The organism is Pseudomonas sp. 478 (assembly GCF_003254125.1).
Lineage (GTDB): Bacteria > Pseudomonadota > Gammaproteobacteria > Pseudomonadales > Pseudomonadaceae > Aquipseudomonas.
Window position 1 is genome coordinate 46149 of the sequence record NZ_QKZG01000013.1, and the last position, 19708, is coordinate 65856.

The 19708-nt window shown below is 59.9% G+C and carries 16 protein-coding genes and 1 pseudogene; 11 read left to right on the forward strand and 6 right to left on the reverse strand.

The annotated features are described in order from the left end of the window. The first annotated feature begins 141 nt into the window (after positions 1-141). From DFS28_RS23845 to DFS28_RS23870, 6 genes and pseudogenes are all read left to right on the forward strand, one after another. A pseudogene (locus DFS28_RS23845) lies at positions 142-1148 on the forward strand (YhcG family protein). Between the two features lie 123 nt (positions 1149-1271). Then, on the forward strand, positions 1272-2174 hold the full coding sequence (cysM, locus tag DFS28_RS23850) for a cysteine synthase CysM (RefSeq protein WP_111451711.1): 903 nt from the start codon (positions 1272-1274) through the stop codon (positions 2172-2174). After that, entirely contained in the window at positions 2174-3526 is a 1353-nt protein-coding gene (rlmD, locus tag DFS28_RS23855; protein ID WP_111451712.1) for a 23S rRNA (uracil(1939)-C(5))-methyltransferase RlmD, read from the forward strand. The genes cysM and rlmD overlap by 1 nt, the downstream gene beginning before the upstream one ends. Positions 3527-3650: 124 nt before the next feature. After that, positions 3651-5894 carry a GTP diphosphokinase gene (relA, locus tag DFS28_RS23860; RefSeq protein WP_111451713.1) on the forward strand — a complete coding sequence of 748 codons (2244 nt, stop codon included), beginning with the start codon at positions 3651-3653 and terminating at the stop codon, positions 5892-5894. Positions 5895-6018: 124 nt separating this feature from the next. After that, positions 6019-6852, forward strand: coding sequence for a nucleoside triphosphate pyrophosphohydrolase (mazG, locus tag DFS28_RS23865; protein ID WP_111451714.1), 834 nt, complete (start codon positions 6019-6021; stop codon positions 6850-6852). A 28-nt stretch (positions 6853-6880) separates the two neighbouring features. Next, the gene (locus DFS28_RS23870) at positions 6881-7423 is read left to right on the forward strand and encodes a DUF2058 domain-containing protein (RefSeq protein WP_111451715.1); all 543 of its coding nucleotides are present in this window, start codon (positions 6881-6883) and stop codon (positions 7421-7423) included. Between the two features lie 70 nt (positions 7424-7493). Here the strand turns inward: DFS28_RS23870 and DFS28_RS23875 are convergent, their stop codons facing one another. The 6 genes from DFS28_RS23875 to DFS28_RS23900 all read right to left on the reverse strand — a co-directional run bounded on the left by DFS28_RS23875 (position 7494) and on the right by DFS28_RS23900 (position 15033). Continuing rightward, on the reverse strand, positions 7494-7682 hold the full coding sequence (locus DFS28_RS23875) for a hypothetical protein (protein WP_008148017.1): 189 nt from the start codon (positions 7680-7682) through the stop codon (positions 7494-7496). A gap of 400 nt (positions 7683-8082) precedes the next feature. Further along, positions 8083-9303 carry a beta-ketoacyl-ACP synthase I gene (fabB, locus tag DFS28_RS23880; RefSeq protein ID WP_111451716.1) on the reverse strand — a complete coding sequence of 407 codons (1221 nt, stop codon included), beginning with the start codon at positions 9301-9303 and terminating at the stop codon, positions 8083-8085. A gap of 11 nt (positions 9304-9314) precedes the next feature. Next, positions 9315-9830: a 3-hydroxyacyl-[acyl-carrier-protein] dehydratase FabA gene (gene fabA, locus DFS28_RS23885; protein WP_111451717.1), complete on the reverse strand. Its 516-nt coding sequence runs from the start codon at positions 9828-9830 to the stop codon at positions 9315-9317. Positions 9831-10077: 247 nt separating this feature from the next. Continuing rightward, positions 10078-11979 (reverse strand): ATP-binding protein, encoded by a 1902-nt coding sequence (locus DFS28_RS23890; protein ID WP_111451718.1) that lies wholly within the window; start codon positions 11977-11979, stop codon positions 10078-10080. Further along, complete coding sequence (locus DFS28_RS23895) at positions 11976-12908, reverse strand: ABC transporter substrate-binding protein (protein WP_111451719.1); 933 nt, start codon at positions 12906-12908, stop codon at positions 11976-11978. The genes DFS28_RS23890 and DFS28_RS23895 overlap by 4 nt, the downstream gene beginning before the upstream one ends. A gap of 1 nt (position 12909) precedes the next feature. Then, on the reverse strand, positions 12910-15033 hold the full coding sequence (locus tag DFS28_RS23900; protein WP_111451720.1) for a TonB-dependent siderophore receptor: 2124 nt from the start codon (positions 15031-15033) through the stop codon (positions 12910-12912). Between the two features lie 196 nt (positions 15034-15229). Here DFS28_RS23900 and DFS28_RS23905 point away from each other — a divergent pair, with 196 nt between their 5' ends. The 5 genes from DFS28_RS23905 to DFS28_RS23930 all read left to right on the forward strand — a co-directional run bounded on the left by DFS28_RS23905 (position 15230) and on the right by DFS28_RS23930 (position 19460). Next, on the forward strand, positions 15230-16255 hold the full coding sequence (locus DFS28_RS23905; RefSeq protein WP_111451721.1) for an NAD(P)H-dependent glycerol-3-phosphate dehydrogenase: 1026 nt from the start codon (positions 15230-15232) through the stop codon (positions 16253-16255). Positions 16256-16274: 19 nt separating this feature from the next. Next, positions 16275-16622 carry a DUF4389 domain-containing protein gene (locus DFS28_RS23910; RefSeq protein WP_008148033.1) on the forward strand — a complete coding sequence of 116 codons (348 nt, stop codon included), beginning with the start codon at positions 16275-16277 and terminating at the stop codon, positions 16620-16622. Then, positions 16619-17071 carry a phosphohistidine phosphatase SixA gene (gene sixA / locus DFS28_RS23915; protein ID WP_111451722.1) on the forward strand — a complete coding sequence of 151 codons (453 nt, stop codon included), beginning with the start codon at positions 16619-16621 and terminating at the stop codon, positions 17069-17071. The genes DFS28_RS23910 and sixA overlap by 4 nt, the downstream gene beginning before the upstream one ends. Positions 17072-17316: 245 nt before the next feature. Then, positions 17317-18984, forward strand: a complete 1668-nt coding sequence (locus DFS28_RS23925) for an AMP-binding protein (protein ID WP_111451723.1) — start codon at positions 17317-17319, stop codon at positions 18982-18984. A gap of 32 nt (positions 18985-19016) precedes the next feature. Continuing rightward, complete coding sequence (locus tag DFS28_RS23930; RefSeq protein WP_056743253.1) at positions 19017-19460, forward strand: hotdog fold thioesterase; 444 nt, start codon at positions 19017-19019, stop codon at positions 19458-19460. Positions 19461-19708: the final 248 nt, after the last annotated feature.

Below are 19708 nucleotides of genomic sequence, written 5' to 3' on the forward strand. Positions count from 1 at the left end.
GCCCTCCCATCCACCATTGATCTGATTTTGCCGGAGCGTTCCCGTTATTTTGTACGACCTTTCCTAAAGGTCATTGCCGACACCTTGTGCCTGATTCGACGGAATAGACTCGCGTTTTCCCTCGTCCTTCAGGAGTTCGGCATGACTGCACCCAGCGTCCCCGGCAGCACAACCGACGACCGTTTCAATGAAGTGCTGGTGCTGATTCAAAGTGCCAAGCAGCAAGCCATACAGGCGGTGAATACCCAGTTGATCGAGCTGTATTGGCAGGTGGGTGCTTACATCAGTCGCAAGCTGGAAAAAGCCGAATGGGGCGATTCTGTGGTCAGTCAACTGGCCGAGCATCTGGCTCAGACTCAACCGGGGTTGCGTGGGTTTACCCGGTCGAACTTGTTCCGCATGCGCCAGTTCTATGAGGCTTATCACGCTGAAGAGAAAGTCGCACCACTGGTGCGACAATTGTCCTGGTCGCACAACCTGATCATTTTCAGCCAGAGTAAACGGCCGGAGAGCGGGAGTTCTATGTCCGTTTGGCTGTTCAGGAAAAATGGTCGAAGCGTGAACTGGAGCGTCAGTTCAAAGCTGCACTGTTCGAGCGAAGCGTGACCCAACCGGCCAAAGCCTCTGCAGTGCTGAGACAAACTCACCCTGAGGCACTGAACGTGTTCCGCGACGCCTACATGCTTGAGTTTCTCGACTTGCCCTCTGACCATGGCGAAACCGATCTGCATAAAGGGTTGCTGGCGCGCCTCAAAGATTTTCTGATCGAACTGGGTCGCGACTTTTGTTTTGTCGGCTCTGAACGCCCGCTGCAAGTCGGCGGGCGTGATTTCGCCCTGGATCTGCTGTTCTTCCATCGCGGCCTTAATTGTCTTGTAGCCATTGAGCTTAAGGTCGGTCGTTTTGAACCGGAGTATTTGGGCAAGCTGAACTTCTATCTGGAAGCGCTGGATCGCAATGAACGCAAACCCCACGAAAACCCGGCCATTGGTGTGTTGCTGTGTGCCAGCAAGGATGACGAGGTGGTCGAGTACGCCCTTAACCGCAGCTTATCGCCAGCGCTGATCGCTGAATACCAGGTGCAGCTACCGGACAAACAGTTGTTGCAGGCCAAGTTGCATGAGTTCTATGCATTGAATCTCGCGTAAGGCGAAGAGTACTGATCCAGCCCCTTATTCCCATAAACCATAAGCACCATACTTTGCGTGATATGGCCTGCCGACGTTTGCCGGTATGATAGGCGCCCCCGCAGTCTGGATTGCGAATACGCCATGACCTTGCAGTACCCAACCATCGCCGATTGCGTCGGCAACACTCCGCTGGTCCGTTTGCAGCGCCTGCCTGGCGCCACCAGCAATACCCTTTTGCTCAAGCTCGAAGGGAATAATCCGGCGGGTTCGGTCAAGGACCGTCCGGCGCTGTCGATGATCACCCGCGCCGAACTGCGCGGGCAGATCCACGTCGGCGATACGCTGATCGAAGCGACCTCGGGCAACACCGGGATCGCCCTGGCGATGGCCGCCGCGATCAAGGGTTACAAGATGATCCTGATCATGCCGGACAACTCCAGCGCCGAGCGTAAAGCCGCCATGACGGCGTATGGCGCCGAGCTGATTCTGGTCACTCAGGAAGAGGGCATGGAAGGCGCCCGCGACCTCGCCCAGCGAATGGAAGCCGAAGGCCGCGGCAAGGTGCTGGATCAGTTCGCCAATGGGGACAACCCCGAAGCGCACTACACCACCACCGGCCCGGAAATCTGGCGTCAGACCGAAGGCACCATCACCCATTTCGTCAGCTCCATGGGCACCACCGGTACCATCATGGGCGTCTCGCGCTACTTGAAAGAGCAGAACGAGAGCGTGCAGATCATCGGTCTGCAACCGATGGAAGGCTCGGCGATTCCGGGCATCCGTCGCTGGCCGCAGCAATACCTGCCGAAGATCTACCAGGCCGAGCGCGTGGACCGGATCGTCGACATGGCGCAAAGCGAAGCGGAAGACGTGACCCGTCGTCTGGCCCGCGAAGAAGGCATCTTCTGCGGCGTGTCCTCGGGCGGTGCGGTAGCAGCGATGCTGCGTCTGTCCAAAGAAGTTGAAAACGCGGTGATCGTCGCGATCATCTGCGACCGTGGCGACCGTTACTTGTCGACCGGCATTTTCGACGCGCCCAACTGATGGCCAAGCAAGAGAGAGGCCTGCGCTTCCAGCCCACCGGCGGCAGCAAGGCCCCGCAAATTCCGACTGGCAAAAAGCAGCGCTTGAGTATCGAGCGCCTGGCTAATGACGGTCGCGGTATCGCGTTTTTTGAAGGTCGCACCTGGTTCGTCATCGGCGCATTGGCCGGTGAAGAAGTCGAAGCACGCGTGTTGGGTGCCCACGGCAAAGTGGTCGAGGCGCGCACCGAACGGGTGTTCCAGGCCAGCGAACTGCGCCGCCCGGCACCGTGCCCGCATGCCGGTCGCTGTGGCGGTTGCAGCGTGCAACATTTGCCGCACAACGAACAACTCGCCCTGAAACAGCGCATGCTCGCCGAGCAATTGTCGAAGGTCGCCGGTGTCGAACCCGAAGAATGGGCCGCGCCTTTGAGCGGTCCGGAATTCGGTTACCGGCGTCGCGCCCGAGTGGCGGTGCGCTGGGACATGAAGGCGAAAAAACTCGAAGTCGGTTTCCGCGCCGCTGGCAGTCAGGACATCGTTGCGATCAACGAATGCACGGTGCTGGTACAGCCTTTGCAACCGATCATGACCCGCTTGCCGGAAATGCTCCGGCGCTTGAGCAAACCTCAGGCGCTGGGGCATGTGGAATTGTTCAGCGGTTCGTCGTTGGCGGTTTTGTTGCGGCACATGGCGCCGCTGTCCGACGCCGACATGACGATCCTCAAGGATTTCTGCGCCTTCCATGAGGCCCAACTGTGGCTGCACGGTGACGGTGAACCGCAACCGGTCGAGGCTGACCGGTCGTTGGGTTATCGACTTGAACAGTGGGATTTGAACCTGGCGTACCGACCGGGAGATTTCATCCAGGTCAACGCCGGGGTCAACGAAGCGATGATCGCCCAGGCGTTGGAGTGGCTGAAGCCGACGGCGGATGAACGGGTTCTCGATCTATTCTGTGGTTTGGGTAACTTCGCATTGCCGCTGGCCAAGGTCGTTCGCGAAGTGGTGGCGGTGGAAGGTGTGCAGGCGATGGTCGAGCGGGCAGCCGCGAACGCTGCTAGCAACAATCTTCATAATGCGAAGTTTTTTCAGGCCGATTTATCCCAGCCTTTGACCGATGCCGAATGGGCGCGGGAAGGCTTTTGTGCGGTACTCTTGGACCCACCGCGTGACGGTGCTTTCGAGGCAGTGCGCAAGCTTGCGTCCCTGGGCGCCAAACGGTTGGTGTATGTGTCGTGCAATCCGGCAACGCTGGCGCGCGACACGGTCGAATTGATCAAGCAGGGCTACCGGTTAAAACGTGCCGGGATTCTCGATATGTTTCCTCAGACGGCACATGTCGAGGCCATGGCGTTATTTGAAGCGAGCTAGGACGGCTCGTCTGGTCCGACTGGCCTGCCCACGCCACTCTCGCATTAGCCCCGCGAGCGTCCAAGGGTAACGAAAGGTCAGCGATTTGACGCATTGAATCTGCGTCGTAGGGAAGGTAAGCAAGATGGTACAGGTGAGAGCACACCAGCCGATCAACACCGACGGCAGTATCAATCTCGAGGCTTGGCTCGATCACGCGGTCAGTGTCGATCCGGCACTGGATCGCGAAGCCTTGAAGGAAGCGTGCGAGTTTGCTCGTACGTCTGAACAACAAGCCAATGCGGCGAAAAACCTGTGGTCCGAAGGGACCTCGAGTTTCCGCACCGGCCTTGAGATCGCCGAGATTCTCGCCGACCTCAAACTCGATCAGGATTCGTTGGTTGCCGCGATCCTGTATCGCGGCGTGCGCGAAGGCCAGATCGAGTTGCCGGCGATCAGCCAGCGCTTCGGTCCGGTGGTCGCCAAGCTCATCGACGGCGTGCTGCGCATGGCGGCGATCAGCGCCAGCCTCAGCCCCCGCCAATCCCTGGTGCTGGGCACGCAGGGCCAGGTCGAAAACCTGCGCAAGATGCTGGTCGCCATGGTCGACGACGTTCGCGTTGCGCTGATCAAACTGGCCGAACGTACCTGCGCCATCCGTGCGGTGAAAACCGCCGATGACGAAAAACGCAACCGCGTCGCCCGTGAAGTCTTCGACATCTACGCGCCTTTGGCTCACCGACTCGGTATCGGTCACATCAAGTGGGAACTGGAGGACTTGTCCTTCCGTTACCTTGAGCCCGATCAGTACAAACAGATCGCCAAGTTGCTCCACGAGCGACGTCTGGATCGCGAGCGCTTCATCAGCGACGTGATGAGCCAGTTGAAGAACGAGCTGACCGCCACCGGCGTCGATGCCGACATCAGCGGTCGGGCCAAACACATCTATTCGATCTGGCGCAAAATGCAGCGCAAGGGTCTGGAATTCAGCCAGATCTACGACGTGCGCGCCGTTCGCGTGCTGGTGCCGGAAATGCGCGACTGCTATACCGCGCTCGGTATCGTCCACACCCTGTGGCGGCACATCCCGAAAGAATTCGACGACTACATCGCCAACCCGAAAGAGAACGGCTACCGCTCGCTGCACACCGCGGTGATCGGCCCCGAGGGCAAGGTGCTGGAAGTGCAGATCCGCACCCACGCCATGCACGAAGAAGCTGAGCTGGGCGTTTGCGCGCACTGGCGCTACAAGGGCACCGACGTCAAATCCGGCTCCAACCACTACGAAGAGAAAATCTCCTGGCTGCGTCAGGTCCTCGAGTGGCATGAAGAATTGGGCGACATCGGCGGCCTGGCTGAACAACTGCGAGTCGATATCGAGCCGGACCGGGTCTACATCTTCACCCCGGACGGTCACGCCATCGACTTGCCGAAGGGCGCGACGCCGCTGGACTTCGCCTACCGCGTGCATACCGAAATCGGTCATAACTGCCGTGGCGCGAAGATCAACGGGCGCATCGTGCCGCTCAATTACAGCCTGCAAACCGGTGAACAGGTCGAGATTATCACCAGCAAGCACGGCACCCCGAGCCGCGACTGGCTGAACCCGAACCTGGGTTACATCACCACCTCGCGGGCGCGGGCGAAGATTGTTCACTGGTTCAAGTTGCAGGCGCGCGACCAGAACGTCGCCGCCGGTAAAACCTTGCTGGAGCGTGAACTCAGTCGCCTCGGTCTGCCAGCGGTGGATTTCGACAAGCTGGCCGAAAAGGCCAACATGAAGGTGGCCGAAGACATGTTCGCCGCGTTGGGCGCAGGCGATTTACGTCTGGCGCAACTGGTGAACCTGGCGCAGCAACTGGTCGAGCCGGAGCGCGGCAACGAACAGCTGGAACTGATTCCGCGCAAGGCCACCGGCTACAAACCGGGCAAGCGCGGCGACATCCAGATTCAGGGCGTCGGCAACCTCATGACCCAGATGGCCGGTTGCTGCCAGCCGCTGCCGGGGGATGCGATCGTCGGTTACATCACCGTGGGCCGCGGCGTGAGCATCCACCGTCAGGACTGCGCCTCGGTGCTGCAACTGGGCAGCCGCGAACCCGAGCGGATCATCCAGGTCAGCTGGGGGCCGGTGCCGGTGCTCACCTATCCGGTGGACATCATCATCCGCGCCTACGACCGGTCCGGCCTGCTGCGTGACGTTTCGCAAGTGCTGCTCAACGAGCGGATCAACGTGCTGGCGGTCAACACCCGCTCGAACAAAGAGGACAACACCGCGTTGATGTCCCTGACCATCGAGATTCCGGGGCTGGATGCGCTGGGGCGGTTGCTGGGGCGGATTTCCCAGTTGCCGAACATCATCGAAACCCGTCGTAACCGGACGCCTTGAAGATGACCAATGTGGGAGCGAGCCTGCTCGCGATGGCGGTATTTCAGTCAACATCTGTGTTGTCTGCGAGTCCGCTATCGCGAGCAGGCTCGCTCCCACAGGTTTTTGTGATGAGACATGATTGATGTACAGCCTTGAAGACTTGCTGCACTTGATGAGCCGTCTGCGCGACCCGCAGTACGGCTGCCCGTGGGACATCAGGCAAACCTACGAAACTATCGTCCCGCACACCCTTGAGGAAGCCTACGAAGTCGCCGACGCCATCGAGCGCGGAGACTTCGATCACTTGCAGGGTGAGTTGGGGGATTTGCTGTTCCAGGTGGTTTATTACAGCCAGCTGGCGCGGGAAGAAGGGCGCTTCGAATTCGCCGGTGTCATCGACAGCATCACCCGCAAATTGATTCGCCGTCATCCTCACGTATTTCCCACGGGTGATTTGTACGCACCGCTGGATGTTCCGCGTCTGAATGAAGATCAGGTCAAGCAGCGCTGGGAAGAGATCAAGGCGGAGGAACGCGCCGAGAAATCATCCACGCCAACGCAGCTGTCCTTGCTCGACGACGTACCCGCAGCACTGCCGGCATTGTCCCGTTCGGCGAAGTTGCAGAAGCGCGCAGGGCAGGTCGGGTTCGACTGGCCTGACGCCTTGCCGGTGCTCGACAAAGTGCGCGAAGAGCTCGATGAAGTGCTCGAAGCCATGGCCGACAATGACTCGGTAGCGATTGCCGATGAAGTCGGTGATCTGTTGTTTTCCGTGGTCAATCTGGCGCGTCATCTCAAGGTCGATCCCGAAACTGCACTGCGTGGCGCCAACAGCAAGTTCGAAAGACGCTTCCGTTTTATCGAACAGGCATTGCGCGACACCCACCGTCCCATAGAAGATTGCACCCTCGAAGAGTTGGACGCCTTGTGGGGCGAAGCCAAACGTCAGGAAAAGAATTTGCCCAGCTGCGGTTGAGCAGTTGCCTAAGTGAGTAATAAGCACCATGAGCATTTCCCTTCGCGACCAGTTGCTCAAAGCAGGGCTGGTCAACCAGAAGCAGGCCAAACAGGTCGGCAAAGAGAAGCAGAAACAGCAGCGTCTGGCCCACAAAGGCCAGATCGAACTCGATGACTCGCAGCAGCGGGCGGCTCAGGAAGCCATGGCCGAGAAGGTCAAGCGCGATCAGGAGCTGAACCGTCAGCAACAGGAGAAGGCCGAGGCCAAGGCTCGCGCTGCTCAGGTCAAACAGTTGATCGAAGTCTCGCGTCTGCCGAAGCTGACGACCGAGGACTACTACAACTTCGTCGACGACAAGAAGGTCAAGCGCATCTGCGTCAACACGCTGATGCGCAACAAGCTCAGCAGCGGTTCGCTGGCCATCGTCCACCACGCAGGCGGTTATGAAGTGATCCCGCGTGAGGCAGCCCTGAAGATCCAGGAGCGCGACCCACAGCGTATCGTGCAGATGAACGTGAAGACCGAAGAAGTCGCTGTCGAGGACGATCCGTACGCGGCCTATCAGATCCCGGACGATCTGATGTGGTAAGCCGTTAAAGGCTGCAACAACGACAAACCCCGCTCATGGCGGGGTTTGTCGTTTTCAATGCTGTCATTGCTTATGCGGATTGGAGCGCTCGTTGCTGCTCCAGTTTTTCCAGTTCGGCCTTGTAGCTGTGGGCATCGGTTTCGGAGTGGAACATCCCCACCAGCATGTCTTGTTGGTGCACGTCCCAGATCCGGATACCGGCGGCTACGCCTTCGTGGGACTTATGTGAATCGTCGCGTTCAGTTACTTTTACAGTCATCTGCTAGCTCCAATCTCTGTTATCTGCAGCAAGGCGTGTGCAGGACTCCGTTATATGTTTGGTTAGCCTGCTAAGTAAACGACTGAGTTTGGTAACGGACTTTTGCAAAATCAGAGAAAATCCTGCAGCCCTTGAAGCGCGTGGCATTTGGTCGCAGGGTGTTGAGTTTCATGACAAAAGCTTCATGTTCGCATTGAAGAAAATGTCTGGCTTCACACAAAACCTGTGGGAGTGAGCCTGCTCGCGATAGCGGTCTTATTCATACAGAAATGTTGAATGTGGTGCCGTCATCGCGAGCAGGCTCGCTCCCACAGGGATTGCGGTGTTCAATCTTTCAGGCACAAAAAAAACGCCCCGAACCAGTCGGGGCGTTTTTGTGTGCAGCGTAGCGGGGGAGGTATTACTTACCGGCCCAGCGCTTCAGTACCAGCGTGGCATTGGTGCCGCCGAAGCCAAAGCTGTTGCTCATCACGGTGTTGATGGTGGCGTCTTCACGAGTCTTGGTCAGGATCGGCATGTCAGCCACTTCCGGGTCCAGTTCGTCGATGTTGGCGGAACCCGCCATGAAGTTGCCTTCCATCATCAGCAGGCAGTAGATCGCTTCGTGAACGCCGGCGGCGCCCAGGGAGTGACCCGACAGGCTCTTGGTGGAGCTGATGGCCGGAGCCTTGTCGCCGAACACTTCACGCACACCTTTCATTTCCATGGCGTCGCCGACCGGAGTCGAGGTGCCGTGGGTGTTCAGGTAGTCGATCGGAGTGTCAACGGTGGCCATGGCCATCTGCATGCAGCGGATGGCGCCTTCGCCGCTTGGGGCGACCATGTCGTAGCCGTCGGAGGTCGCGCCGTAGCCAACGATTTCCGCGTAGATCTTCGCGCCGCGGGCCAGAGCGTGTTCCAGCTCTTCGACCACGACCATGCCGCCACCGCCGGCGATGACGAAACCGTCACGCTTGGCGTCGTAGGCACGGGAAGCTTTTTCCGGGGTTTCGTTGTACTGGCTGGACAGTGCGCCCATGGCGTCGAACAGGAACGATTGGCTCCAATGTTCTTCTTCACCGCCACCGGCGAACACGATGTCCTGCTTGCCCAACTGGATCTGCTCCACAGCGTTACCGATGCAGTGAGCACTGGTGGCGCACGCGGAGGAGATCGAGTAATTCACACCCTTGATCTTGAACGGCGTCGCCAGGCAAGCCGAAACGGTGCTGCCCATGGTCCGCGTGACGCGGTACGGGCCTACACGTTTGACGCCTTTTTCGCGCAGGATGTCCAGCGCTTCCATCTGGTTCAAGGTCGACGCGCCACCGGAACCGGCGATCAGGCCGGTACGCACGTTGGAAACCTGCTCATCGGTCAGACCGGAGTCGGCGATGGCGTCTTTCATGGCCAGGTAGGCGTAAGCCGCCGCGTGGCCGACGAAGCGATAGATCTTGCGATCGATCAGCTCTTCGAGGGGAAGGTCAATGGAGCCGGAAACCTGGCTACGCAGACCCATTTCAGCATATTCCGGGTTGAACCGGATGCCAGGGCGGCTTGCACGCAGGTTAGCGGAGACGGTCTCTTTGTCATTGCCCAGGCACGAAACGATGCCCAGACCAGTGATAACGACGCGGCGCATGCGGATAACCCTTAGAAGTTGTCAGTGGAGGTGAAAACGCCGACCCGAAGGGCTTCGGCGGTGTAGATCTCGCGGCCGTCGACGCTGACCGAACCATCGGCGATGGCCAGGTTCAGCTTGCCCTTCAGTACACGCTTGATCTGAATGTTATAGGTTACTTTCTTGGCGGTCGGCAGAACCTGACCAAAGAATTTCACTTCGCCCGAACCCAGGGCGCGACCGCGGCCCGGCAGACCTTGCCAGCCGAGGAAGAAACCGACCAGTTGCCACATGGCGTCGAGGCCCAGGCAGCCTGGCATCACCGGATCGCCTTCGAAGTGGCAGGCGAAGAACCACAGGTCCGGAGTGATATCCAGCTCGGCGACCAATTCACCCTTGCCGTACTTGCCACCCTCGGCGCTGATATGGGTGATGCGATCCACCATCAACATGTTCGGGGCGGGCAGTTGTGCGTTACCTGGGCCGAACAGCTCACCGCGACTGCAGCGCAGCAGGTCTTCCCGAGTAAAGGCGTTTTGTTGGGTCATGCGAGCTCCTCAATAGTCCCATGCGGCAGGTGGGGCAAATCTTCCCGGCCGATCGAAGCGTTCATGCCTCGAGTCAGCAGCCTACTCATAGACTATTGCGTTGTGGTGAAAGTCACAGCACCAAGGACATGAATGTACACTTGTGCACTGAAATTATTATTCAAGCCCCTTTTCGGGCCTGTTCGGGTGCCTAAGACTGCCGCACTTTCGCCTTTCACGCCAGTCGCAGATAGCCGAAAGGCCTGCACTACTGCACCCAGCGCTGCAGAATTTGCTGCAAATCTGTGCGTTTGAAGGGCTTGGCCAGGTAATCGTTCATTCCCGCCGATAAACAGGCTTCGCGGTCACCCTGCAAGGCGTTGGCGGTCAGCGCGATGATCGGCAAGTCTGTGCAGCCGGGTAATTGGCGAATCTGTCGGGTGGCCTCGTAGCCGTCGATGATCGGTAGCCGGCAGTCCATCAGAATCGCTTCGAAAATCAGACTCTCCGCACTGCGCACAGCCTGGGCGCCATCGGTGACGACGCTGACAGTAAAGCCCAGACTGCGCAACATTGCTTCGATGACCGTCTGATTGACCGGGTTGTCTTCCACCAGCAACACGTTGCGCCCTTCGCCATCACCGCTGCCGGTCGGTATGCGTGGCACCAGCACGGGCAGCGTCTGTTTATAGAGCGCCAGCGGGATTTCCAGGGTGAACACCGAGCCGCGACCTTCCTCGCTCTGGGCGCGCAACGTGCCGCCCATGCGTTCAGCCAGCGTGCGAGCAATCGGCAGACCCAGCCCGGTGCCCCCGTAACGCCTCGAAATAGAACTGTCGGCCTGCTGGAAGGCGTTGAACATCAATTCCAGGCTTTCAGCCGAGATACCAATCCCGCTGTCGCGCACCGTGCAGGTGAACCACAGCAATTCATGATCCAGCGACTGCCATTGCGGTTCGATGCTGACGCAGCCCTGTTCGGTGAATTTCAGCGCATTGCCGATCAGGTTGACCAGGATCTGCCGGATCCGCGTCGGGTCGCCCTGTACCTGCAACGCGCGCATGTCGTCCGGAATCGACAGCGCCAGGTCGAGCCCGCGTTGCATGGCGCCGTGCGAGAACGACTGGGCGCAACTGCCGATCAGGTCTGCGAGGTTGAACGGAATGTGCTCCAGTTCCAGTTCCGAACGCTCAATGCGCGAGAAATCCAGAATGTCGTTGATGACTTTGAGCAGGTGTTCGGTGGACTCCGAGGCAAGCGCCGCGTATTCGACCTGCTCCTCGGTCATCTCGGTGGTTTCCAGCAGTTGCAGCATGCCCAATACGCCATTCATCGGCGTGCGCAGTTCATGGCTCATCATCGCAAGGAAATCGGATTTGGCGTTGTTGGCCTTTTCCGCTTCCTCGCGAGTCTGAATCAACTGCGCCATCGCTTGATGCTGTTCGCGACTGGCTTGTTCGAGTCCGTTGGCGAGGTTGTTGATGTGTTGCGACAGCGCGCCCAGTTCAGTGTCGTCGACGATCGGCAGCGGCGTTTTGTAGTCGCCGTCCTGAATCGCCTTGACCGCGTTGCCGATGTCGCGGATCGGTTGCGACAGACTGCCGGCCAGTCGCCGGGCGAGCAGAAAAGTAAACAGCAGGGCGAACAGCGCCAGGATCCCGGCCTTGAGCAGGATTTCCTGCTGACGCTGGCTGAAGGCGTCATTGGACAGGCCGACGATCACCCGACCCAGATAATCCTCGCTGGGCGTCGTGTTGGCGACGCGGCTACCCTGCAGGAAATCATTGTGCAGCTGAATGCGTTGCAGCCGCACCGGGGCCTGGAACACTTCGACCTGGTGCGAGCGGTTGTGGGTTTCCGACGGTTGCTCGACGTACACCAGAATCCGGTTGGCGCTGTCCTGGACTTCCAGAAAGCGCACATTGGGCGTGGCCAGGGTAGCCTTGAGCAAACTGTCGAGCACCTCGTTGTTGCCCGAGATCACCCCGTATTCGGTGGCAGGAGCCAGTTGGTTGGCGATCAGTTGCCCGGTGTGATTGAGCTCCTGACGCAGGTCCTGGATCCGCACGAAGGTGAAGAAACTGATCAACAGCAACGTCAGCAACAGGGCAGGGCCGAGGCTGATGATTTGTGTGCGGGTGTTGATGTCCCAACGGCGACGGAAGGTCATGGGTGGCGTTCTCCTGCGGCCAGCTGTGTTGCGACAAACGCATCAGGCATCTGTTCAATACCTAATGAACGAGCCACCTGCGGGTTACTCAAGACTTTGAAATGTTGCGGGTAATGCGCGCGTGGCCATGTCGTTGGTGGTCGGTCGAGCAGCTCATTGAGAATCTCCAGCCAATCACTCTGATCGCTGTAGGTGCTGGCCAGGCTGCCAGCCTTGACGAATCCGGGATTGGGACCGATCAGCGCCATTTGCCGCGCGTAGCTGCTAAGCAGCAGGTTCTTCGCGGTTTTCGGGTTGTACAAATCGGGGTCGTCGAGGCCCAGCAACACGTCGCTGTTTTTCAGCAGAGTCTGCAATGGTCGGCTGTCATTGGTGTTGTCCCAACGCTGGGTAACCACCTCAAGGCCCAGGGAGTGGGCGGCCTGATGCAATTCTTCCAACAGGAATTCGCTGTGGCTGTCGAAGAGCACACCCACGCGTTTGGCATGGGGCAGGAGGAGCCGGGTCAGGCGTAATTGCCGGTCCAGAGGCTGATCGCTCCAAAGCAGGCTGAGGTGTGAGGGCAGGGTGGTCCCCAGACGCTGGCGGGCTTGCAGGCGGCTGATGCGCAGGACCAACGTCGCCGGGCCTTGGGAGTCTTGCAGGCGCCAGTCGAGGCTTGGCAGGTCGAGCAGAATCAGACGGGTACCGGCGGGCAGTTTGCCTGGCTCCGGCAGACTGGCCAGTGTCTGGAAACGCACGCTGTCGTCAGGGCGCATCTCGTGCAGGGCCTGGACGAAGGATTGCGCGCCGGGGCTGTCCTCGGCGCCGGTCAGCAAAATGTCCGCGGCGCTGGCCGCCAGGCTGCTCAGCAGTCCGGCAAACACCAGGCACAGCCCGGCCAGCAGGCGGCCAAGGATTGGCGTCTTGCGTGACGGGCTATACCGCATCTTAGAACGCCAGCTCTGCGCTGAAGTAAAGCACCCGGCGCTCGTCGTAGTTGTTGTCGACGAAGGTTGTGGGCTGGCTGTCGAGGCGTTGCTGGAGTACGCCGGCCAGTTCCAGGCTGGCCTTGCCCAGGCCGATGCGTTTGGCGATGCGCGTGTCGACCCGTTCGAAGCGGTAGCCGTTCAGGGCATCGTCACCATAGTAGAAGAGCGCACTGTTCCAGCCGTGGCCCCAGTTGTGCAGCCACCCGGCGGAACCGCTGTTTCGGGCGGTCTGTTGGGCATCCTGCGGGTTGCTCGCCTCGGCATCGACGTAGGCATACGTCAGGCGCAGGCGATCGGCGCTGCTGATTCTCCAGTCGAGCTGGGTTTCTGCCCCGGAGAAGCGCGCGCTGTTTGAGTTGCTGGCGATGTACTGATTGTTGCGCAGCGGTTCGCTGATCATTCCGGTGATTTCGTCGTAGAACAGTTTCACATCGACCGCCAGCCCCACTTCGGCAAAGTAGCCGTTATAGCCCAGCTCCCGGGAGCGCATGTATTCCTGTTCAAGGTTGCCGGGGCCACGGGTCTTGACGAAATAACGGGCACTGGACTGGCCATAGGCGCTGGGTCGCAGGTTCTTTACCTGATAGCTCCAGTTGACGTTGTTCTCGAACATGTCCGGCGAGCGGATGGCTTCCGAATACACCGCTCGCAGGCCATGGCGCGGGTTGATCAGGTAGTTGACCGCCACCCGCGGGGTGAGCGAACTGCCGATCAATTGCGTGTCTTCGAACATCGCACCGCCCTGCAGCAACCAATGCTCGGTGGCGCGCCACTCGAGCTGGCCGAACGCCCGCCAGGTGGTGTCGTCGAGGGTGCCATTGAAGTAGGTCTCGGAATCTGCCCGGTCGTAACGATAGTTCATGCCGCTGACCAGCCGCAGACTGTCGGACAGGCTGAGGGTGTCCTGTAATTCAAGGTCGTAGCGCGATTCCCGGGTGCTCTGGTCAATATCGCCACAGAGGGTTTGCCGGGCGCCGTTTCGCCATTGGTCGAGCACTTGATTGGCCAGTGCGCGCTGGGTCGGGTCACCTGCGGGCGCGCCGGGGCCGGTGTAGCGCTCCATGTTGCGTGCCAGGCGTTCGGTGTAATTTGGGTTGAGCTGCCAGAGTTCGGTCAACTGCGGGCTGAACGAAACTTCGGCATCGCAGGCACGCCAGGTCTGCTGACGATCCCAGTGCTGCGCCGAGCCCTGGATGTAAAGGCTGTGATCGGGATTGATGTCGAGGTTCCAGCGCAGCGAGCCGGCGTAGTCCTTGGCGACGACGTCGGAATTGTTCCCGGCAGCGGTAATCCCCGAGAAGACCGGGCGGTAGGTATACGGCCGCTGGTTGCTCCCGTCCTTGGCATTCAATTGCCAGTCGATACTCTGGTTTTCAGTGAGCGTCTGGCTGACGGCGAGATTGAAGCGGTTCAAGCGGCGGCTGTCGCGGTAGTCGGCGCCATTGCGGTCCGAGTCGAAGCCGTCGTCTTGCTGGCCGGACAGTGACAGGCGCAGGTCGCCGCCGTCCCAGCCCACGCCCTGGCTGGCGTAAAAGTCGTCGATGCCGCGCTGCCCACGGGTGACTTTCATCCGCGTGCCGTGGCTGTCGGCCGGGTTGCGCGTGATGATGTTGACCACCGCCATCAGCGCATTGGCGCCATAGCTGACGGTATTCGGGCCACGGAAAACTTCGATGCGTTCGATGTCTTCCAGGGCCACCGGAATGTCACTCCAGTCCACGGTGGCCAGGCCTGCGCGGTACACCGAGCGGCCGTCGATCAACACTTGCATGCGTCGCGCTTCGGTCGCATTGGTGCCGTGATAGTTCACCGCCGCCTGGTTGCCGTTGATGTTGCCGACCATCATTCCCGGCACCAGTCGCAGCAACTCACTGATGTCCCGGGCGCCACTGGCGGTGATCAGTTCGCTGTCGATCACTGTCATGCTCCCCGGTACTGCGGCCGGCGACTGCTTGAGTCGCGTAGCGGTCAATACTTGCGGCAGCGGCTCGCTGTCGAGGAACAAGTCGTCGGCAAGCAATGGCGAGCTGAACATCAGCGCCAGTACCAGCGGCGAGCGAGGTGATGGGGAGCCAAACGACACAACACATCCTTGATAGCGAACAATTGGCGCGCATGTTAACCGAGCGCAATGACTTTTCCAGTCACGTTGCGGGCATTTTCCTCGGTTTTCTTGGTCTTCTTCCTACAAGTGTCGGTAATTGATGCGGGGGCTGGCCGCCACTGGGCCGCTCCGTATAATGCCGACATCGCCACTGGTATGGATTAACGGATTGCATATGACTGAACAGCGCCCAATTGCGGTCCTGGGAGGCGGAAGTTTTGGTACCGCCGTGGCTAATCTGCTGGCCGAGAACGGGCATCAGGTCCGGCTGTGGATGCGTGACCCCGAGCAGGCCGAGGCCATTCGGGTCAATCGCGAGAACCCGCGTTACCTTAAAGGCATCAAGATTCTGCCGGCCGTGGAAGCGGTCACCGACCTGCTGGCCACTCTGCAAGCCTGCGACTTGTGCTTCGTCGCACTGCCGTCCAGCGCGCTGCGCTCGGTATTGATGCCGCACGCCGAACATTTGAGCGGTAAATTGTTGGTGAGCCTGACCAAAGGCATCGAAGCCCACACTTTCAAACTGATGAGCGAAATCCTTGAAGAGATCGCCCCGCAAGCGCGCATCGGCGTGCTGTCCGGGCCGAACCTGGCCCGTGAAATCGCCGAGCATGCGCTGACCGCCACGGTGGTCGCCAGCGAAGACGAAGAACTCTGCCAGCGGGTCCAGGAAGCGCTGCACGGCAAGACCTTTCGCGTATACGCCAGCGCCGACCGTTATGGCGTGGAGCTGGGCGGGGCGTTGAAAAACGTCTACGCAATCATTGCCGGCATGGCCGTGGCGATGGGCATGGGCGAAAACACCAAGAGCATGCTGATCACCCGGGCGCTGGCGGAAATGACCCGCTTTGCGGTGAATCAGGGCGCCAACCCGATGACCTTCCTCGGTTTGGCGGGCGTCGGCGATTTGATCGTCACCTGCTCGTCGCCGAAAAGCCGTAACTACCAGGTCGGGTTCGCCCTCGGTCAGGGTTTGAGCCTGGAAGATGCAGTGACGCGCCTGGGCGAAGTCGCTGAAGGGGTCAACACCCTCAAGGTGCTCAAGACCAAGGCTCAGGAGGTGGGCGTGTACATGCCGCTGGTCGCCGGGCTGCATGCCATCCTGTTCGAAGGGCGCACGCTTGAGCAGGTGATCGGTCTATTGATGCGTGCCGAGCCGAAAACCGACGTCGATTTTATTTCCACCAGTGGTTTCAACTAAGCATCAGGGAGAGCGAGACATGAACGATCCGAAAACAGAGGACAAGTACGAATCCATCCTGCTGCGAGTGTTGTGGATGATCGTCTATGTGCTGGTCTGGCAAGTGGCGCAGTTCATCCTTGGCGCCGTGGTGCTGGTGCAGTTGATCTATCGTTTGATATATGGCGCCCCGAGCGCCAGCCTGATGAACTTCGGCGACAGCCTGAGCCAGTTCCTGGCGCAGATCGGTCGATTCGGCAGTTTCCACAGTGACCAGAAACCGTGGCCGTTCGCCGACTGGCCGACGCCGCGTACACCGGAAGGTGAAGCGCCGCACACTGTGGCGCCGGCACCACACCCGGCCCGAGATGAGGAACCCAAGCTATGAAACTCTGGATACTGCGTCATGGGGAAGCCGAGCCACACGGCAAACGTCCTGATTCGGAACGGGCACTGACCGCCCATGGTCGTGAAGAAGTGCTGCGCACTGCCGCCGAGTTGGCCGGCAAGCCGCTGACTGCGATCTACGCCAGTCCTTACCTGCGAGCGCAGGAGACCGCAGAAATTGTGCGTACAGCGCTGAATTTCGCGCCGGAGATTCGCACCGTCGACTGGCTGACCCCCGACAACCGCCCGCAAGCGGTGGCGGAGCAGTTGGTGTCTGTGGATCACGCGTTGCTGGTCAGTCATAACCCGCTGGTGGGCAACCTGTTGGGTTACTTGCAGCACGGCCATGTGCAAGACCCGGAAGCGGTGAAAACCGCCGGCCTTGCAGAACTTGAAGGTGATTTGCCGCTGGCCGGCGGGATGAAACTCAACGGCATCAAGCACCCGTAATCCCGTTTTTACAGGGGAATGGTTTGCCCGAAACTTGAGAGCGCCACCGATCAAATGTGGGAGCGGGCTTGCTCGCGAAAGCGATGTGTCAGGCAACATTGATATCGACTGACACACCCTCTTCGCGAGCAAGCCCGCTCCCACGGGTTCTACTTTGTGCCGGATTTTTATGTTTGAAATAGTCAACCGAGCAACTGCTTGGTTGGCTACGCTTGCTCCAGACCAAAAATAAAGGAGCGAGTCGCATGCCTGCTGCTTTTCGTTTGCCGCTGGACGTCTTCTACGAGCGCGAGGCCCGTCATCCCCGCCAGCGCTTTCTGGTCCAGCCCACGGGCGGCGGACAGGTCGAGACCCTGAGCTGGGCCGACGTCGGTCATCAGGCGCGCTGCGCTGCGCATTGGCTGCGCGCACGCGAACTGCCCCAAGGCAGTCACATCGCCCTGATCTCGAAAAACTGCGCCCACTGGATCATCGCCGACCTGGCGATCTGGATGGCGGGCCACGTGTCGGTGCCGCTCTACCCGAACCTCACCGCCGAGACCGTGGCCCAGGTCCTTGAACACTCCGAAGCGGCCCTGGTGTTCATCGGCAAACTCGATGACTGGCCCGGCATGTCTCGCGGGGTCAGCCCCGATCTGCCGACGATCAGCCTGCCGTTGCATCCGCCTGGTACTTTCGACTACAGCTGGGCCGACCTGCAAAAGAGCTCACCGATCCAGGACGATCCCAAGCCGTCCGCCGACCAGTTGGCGACCATCATTTACACCTCCGGCACCACCGGCATGCCCAAAGGCGTGATGCACAGTTTCGCCAATCTGGGGTTTGCCACCACTCGCGGCACGCAGTTGTTTGGCTTGAATGAGTCGGATCGGTTGTTGTCCTACCTGCCGCTGTGCCATGTCGCCGAGCGGATGTTCGTCGAGCTGGCGTCGATCTACACCGGGCAAACGGTGTTTTTTGCCGAAAGCCTCGACACCTTCCTGACCGATTTGCGCCGTGCACGACCGACCGCGCTGTTCGGTGTGCCGAGGATCTGGACCAAATTCCAGATGGGCGTGTACAGCAAAATCCCGGCAAAGCGCCTCGACTTCCTGCTCTGTCTGCCGATCATCGGCAAGCGGGTCGGCCACAAAGTCCTGGCCGGGCTCGGTCTGGATGCCTTGCGCATCGCCTTGTCCGGCGCCGCGCCAGTGCCGCAGACCTTGCTGCTGTGGTACCGCAAACTGGGGCTGGATGTGCTGGAGGTCTATGGCATGACCGAAAGTTGCGGCTATTCGCACGTTTGCCTGCCGGGCCAGAACAAACCCGGCTGGATCGGCAAGCCCTGCCCGGAGGTCGAGGTGCAGATCGCCGAGTCGGGCGAAGTCATGGTGCGTAGCGGCGCGACCATGCTCGGGTATTTCAAGGAGCCTGAGAAAACCGCCGAAACCATCACTGAGGACGGTTTCCTGCGCACCGGTGACAAGGGCGAGGAGGACGCCGAAGGCAACCTGCGCCTGACCGGGCGACTGAAGGAAATCTTCAAGACCAGCAAAGGCAAATACGTAGCCCCGGCACCGATCGAGAATCGTCTGGCGGAGCATTCGCGCATCGAGCAGGTGTGCGTGGTGGGCGATGGCCTGAGTGCGCCGCTGGGGTTGTGCGTACTCTCGGCGGTCGGTCAGCAGGACGCCAGCGGAACGGCGCGGCCGGGCCTGCATTCAAGCCTGGAAAAACTGTTGGAGGAGGTCAATGGCGTCCTCGACAAACACGAACGCTTGCATCGATTGGTGGTGGTCAAGGACAGCTGGGCGGTGGAAAACGGCTTTCTGACGCCGACCCTGAAGATCAAGCGCAACGTGATCGAGGCCGCCTACGGTGCCCGCTTCGAAGAATGGAGCGAGCGCAGTGAAGCGGTGCTGTGGCAGGATTGAGTCACGAGTAAAACCAACAAAGGATGTCAGCAATGAGCTTGTGGCGTACCCATCCCAACATTGAACAGTTGAACGCAATCCAGAAAAACACCATCGGCGAAGTGCTGGATATTCGCTTCGAAGCCTTCGACGACGAGTCCCTGACCGCGAGCATGGTCATCGACCATCGCACTCACCAGCCTTACGGCTTGCTGCACGGCGGCGCCTCGGTGGTGCTGGCCGAAACGGTCGGCTCGATGGCCAGTTACCTGTGCATCGACGCCAGCAAGTTTTACTGCGTGGGCCTGGAAATCAACGCCAACCATTTGCGCGGCTTGCGCAGCGGGCGGGTCACGGCGGTGGCCAAGCCGATTCACATTGGCCGCACGACGCATGTCTGGGATATCCGTTTGACCAGCGATGAGGGCAAGGCCAGTTGTGTGTCGCGGTTGACCATGGCGGTGGTGCCATTGGGTGAGAATCCGCCGGCGCGTTGAGAGTGTGTTTCTTCAATTAGATCCGCCCCTCACCCTAACCCTCTCCCCACGGGGGCGAGGGGACTGACCGAGTTGTTCTTGGAGCTACTTCGACCTGAAATATTAAGTCGTACTCAAAGTTTGAAAAGCTTGAAGATCTGCTCCCTTTCCCCCTCTCCCCGTGGGGAGAGGGCTGGGGTGAGGGGTGGATCTTGAGGCATGCACCAGACTCAGAACATCCACAATTTCGCATTCCCCATGACCGGACT

Coding starts and splice junctions, on each gene's coding strand:
- cysM (WP_111451711.1), top strand. CDS start 1,272: ATGACCTTGCAGTACCCAACCATCGCCGATTGCGTCGGCAACACTCCG.
- rlmD (WP_111451712.1), top strand. CDS start 2,174: ATGGCCAAGCAAGAGAGAGGCCTGCGCTTCCAGCCCACCGGCGGCAGC.
- relA (WP_111451713.1), top strand. CDS start 3,651: ATGGTACAGGTGAGAGCACACCAGCCGATCAACACCGACGGCAGTATC.
- mazG (WP_111451714.1), top strand. CDS start 6,019: ATGTACAGCCTTGAAGACTTGCTGCACTTGATGAGCCGTCTGCGCGAC.
- DFS28_RS23870 (WP_111451715.1), top strand. CDS start 6,881: ATGAGCATTTCCCTTCGCGACCAGTTGCTCAAAGCAGGGCTGGTCAAC.
- DFS28_RS23875 (WP_008148017.1), bottom strand. CDS start 7,682: ATGACTGTAAAAGTAACTGAACGCGACGATTCACATAAGTCCCACGAA.
- fabB (WP_111451716.1), bottom strand. CDS start 9,303: ATGCGCCGCGTCGTTATCACTGGTCTGGGCATCGTTTCGTGCCTGGGC.
- fabA (WP_111451717.1), bottom strand. CDS start 9,830: ATGACCCAACAAAACGCCTTTACTCGGGAAGACCTGCTGCGCTGCAGT.
- DFS28_RS23890 (WP_111451718.1), bottom strand. CDS start 11,979: ATGACCTTCCGTCGCCGTTGGGACATCAACACCCGCACACAAATCATC.
- DFS28_RS23895 (WP_111451719.1), bottom strand. CDS start 12,908: ATGCGGTATAGCCCGTCACGCAAGACGCCAATCCTTGGCCGCCTGCTG.
- DFS28_RS23905 (WP_111451721.1), top strand. CDS start 15,230: ATGACTGAACAGCGCCCAATTGCGGTCCTGGGAGGCGGAAGTTTTGGT.
- DFS28_RS23910 (WP_008148033.1), top strand. CDS start 16,275: ATGAACGATCCGAAAACAGAGGACAAGTACGAATCCATCCTGCTGCGA.
- sixA (WP_111451722.1), top strand. CDS start 16,619: ATGAAACTCTGGATACTGCGTCATGGGGAAGCCGAGCCACACGGCAAA.
- DFS28_RS23925 (WP_111451723.1), top strand. CDS start 17,317: ATGCCTGCTGCTTTTCGTTTGCCGCTGGACGTCTTCTACGAGCGCGAG.
- DFS28_RS23930 (WP_056743253.1), top strand. CDS start 19,017: ATGAGCTTGTGGCGTACCCATCCCAACATTGAACAGTTGAACGCAATC.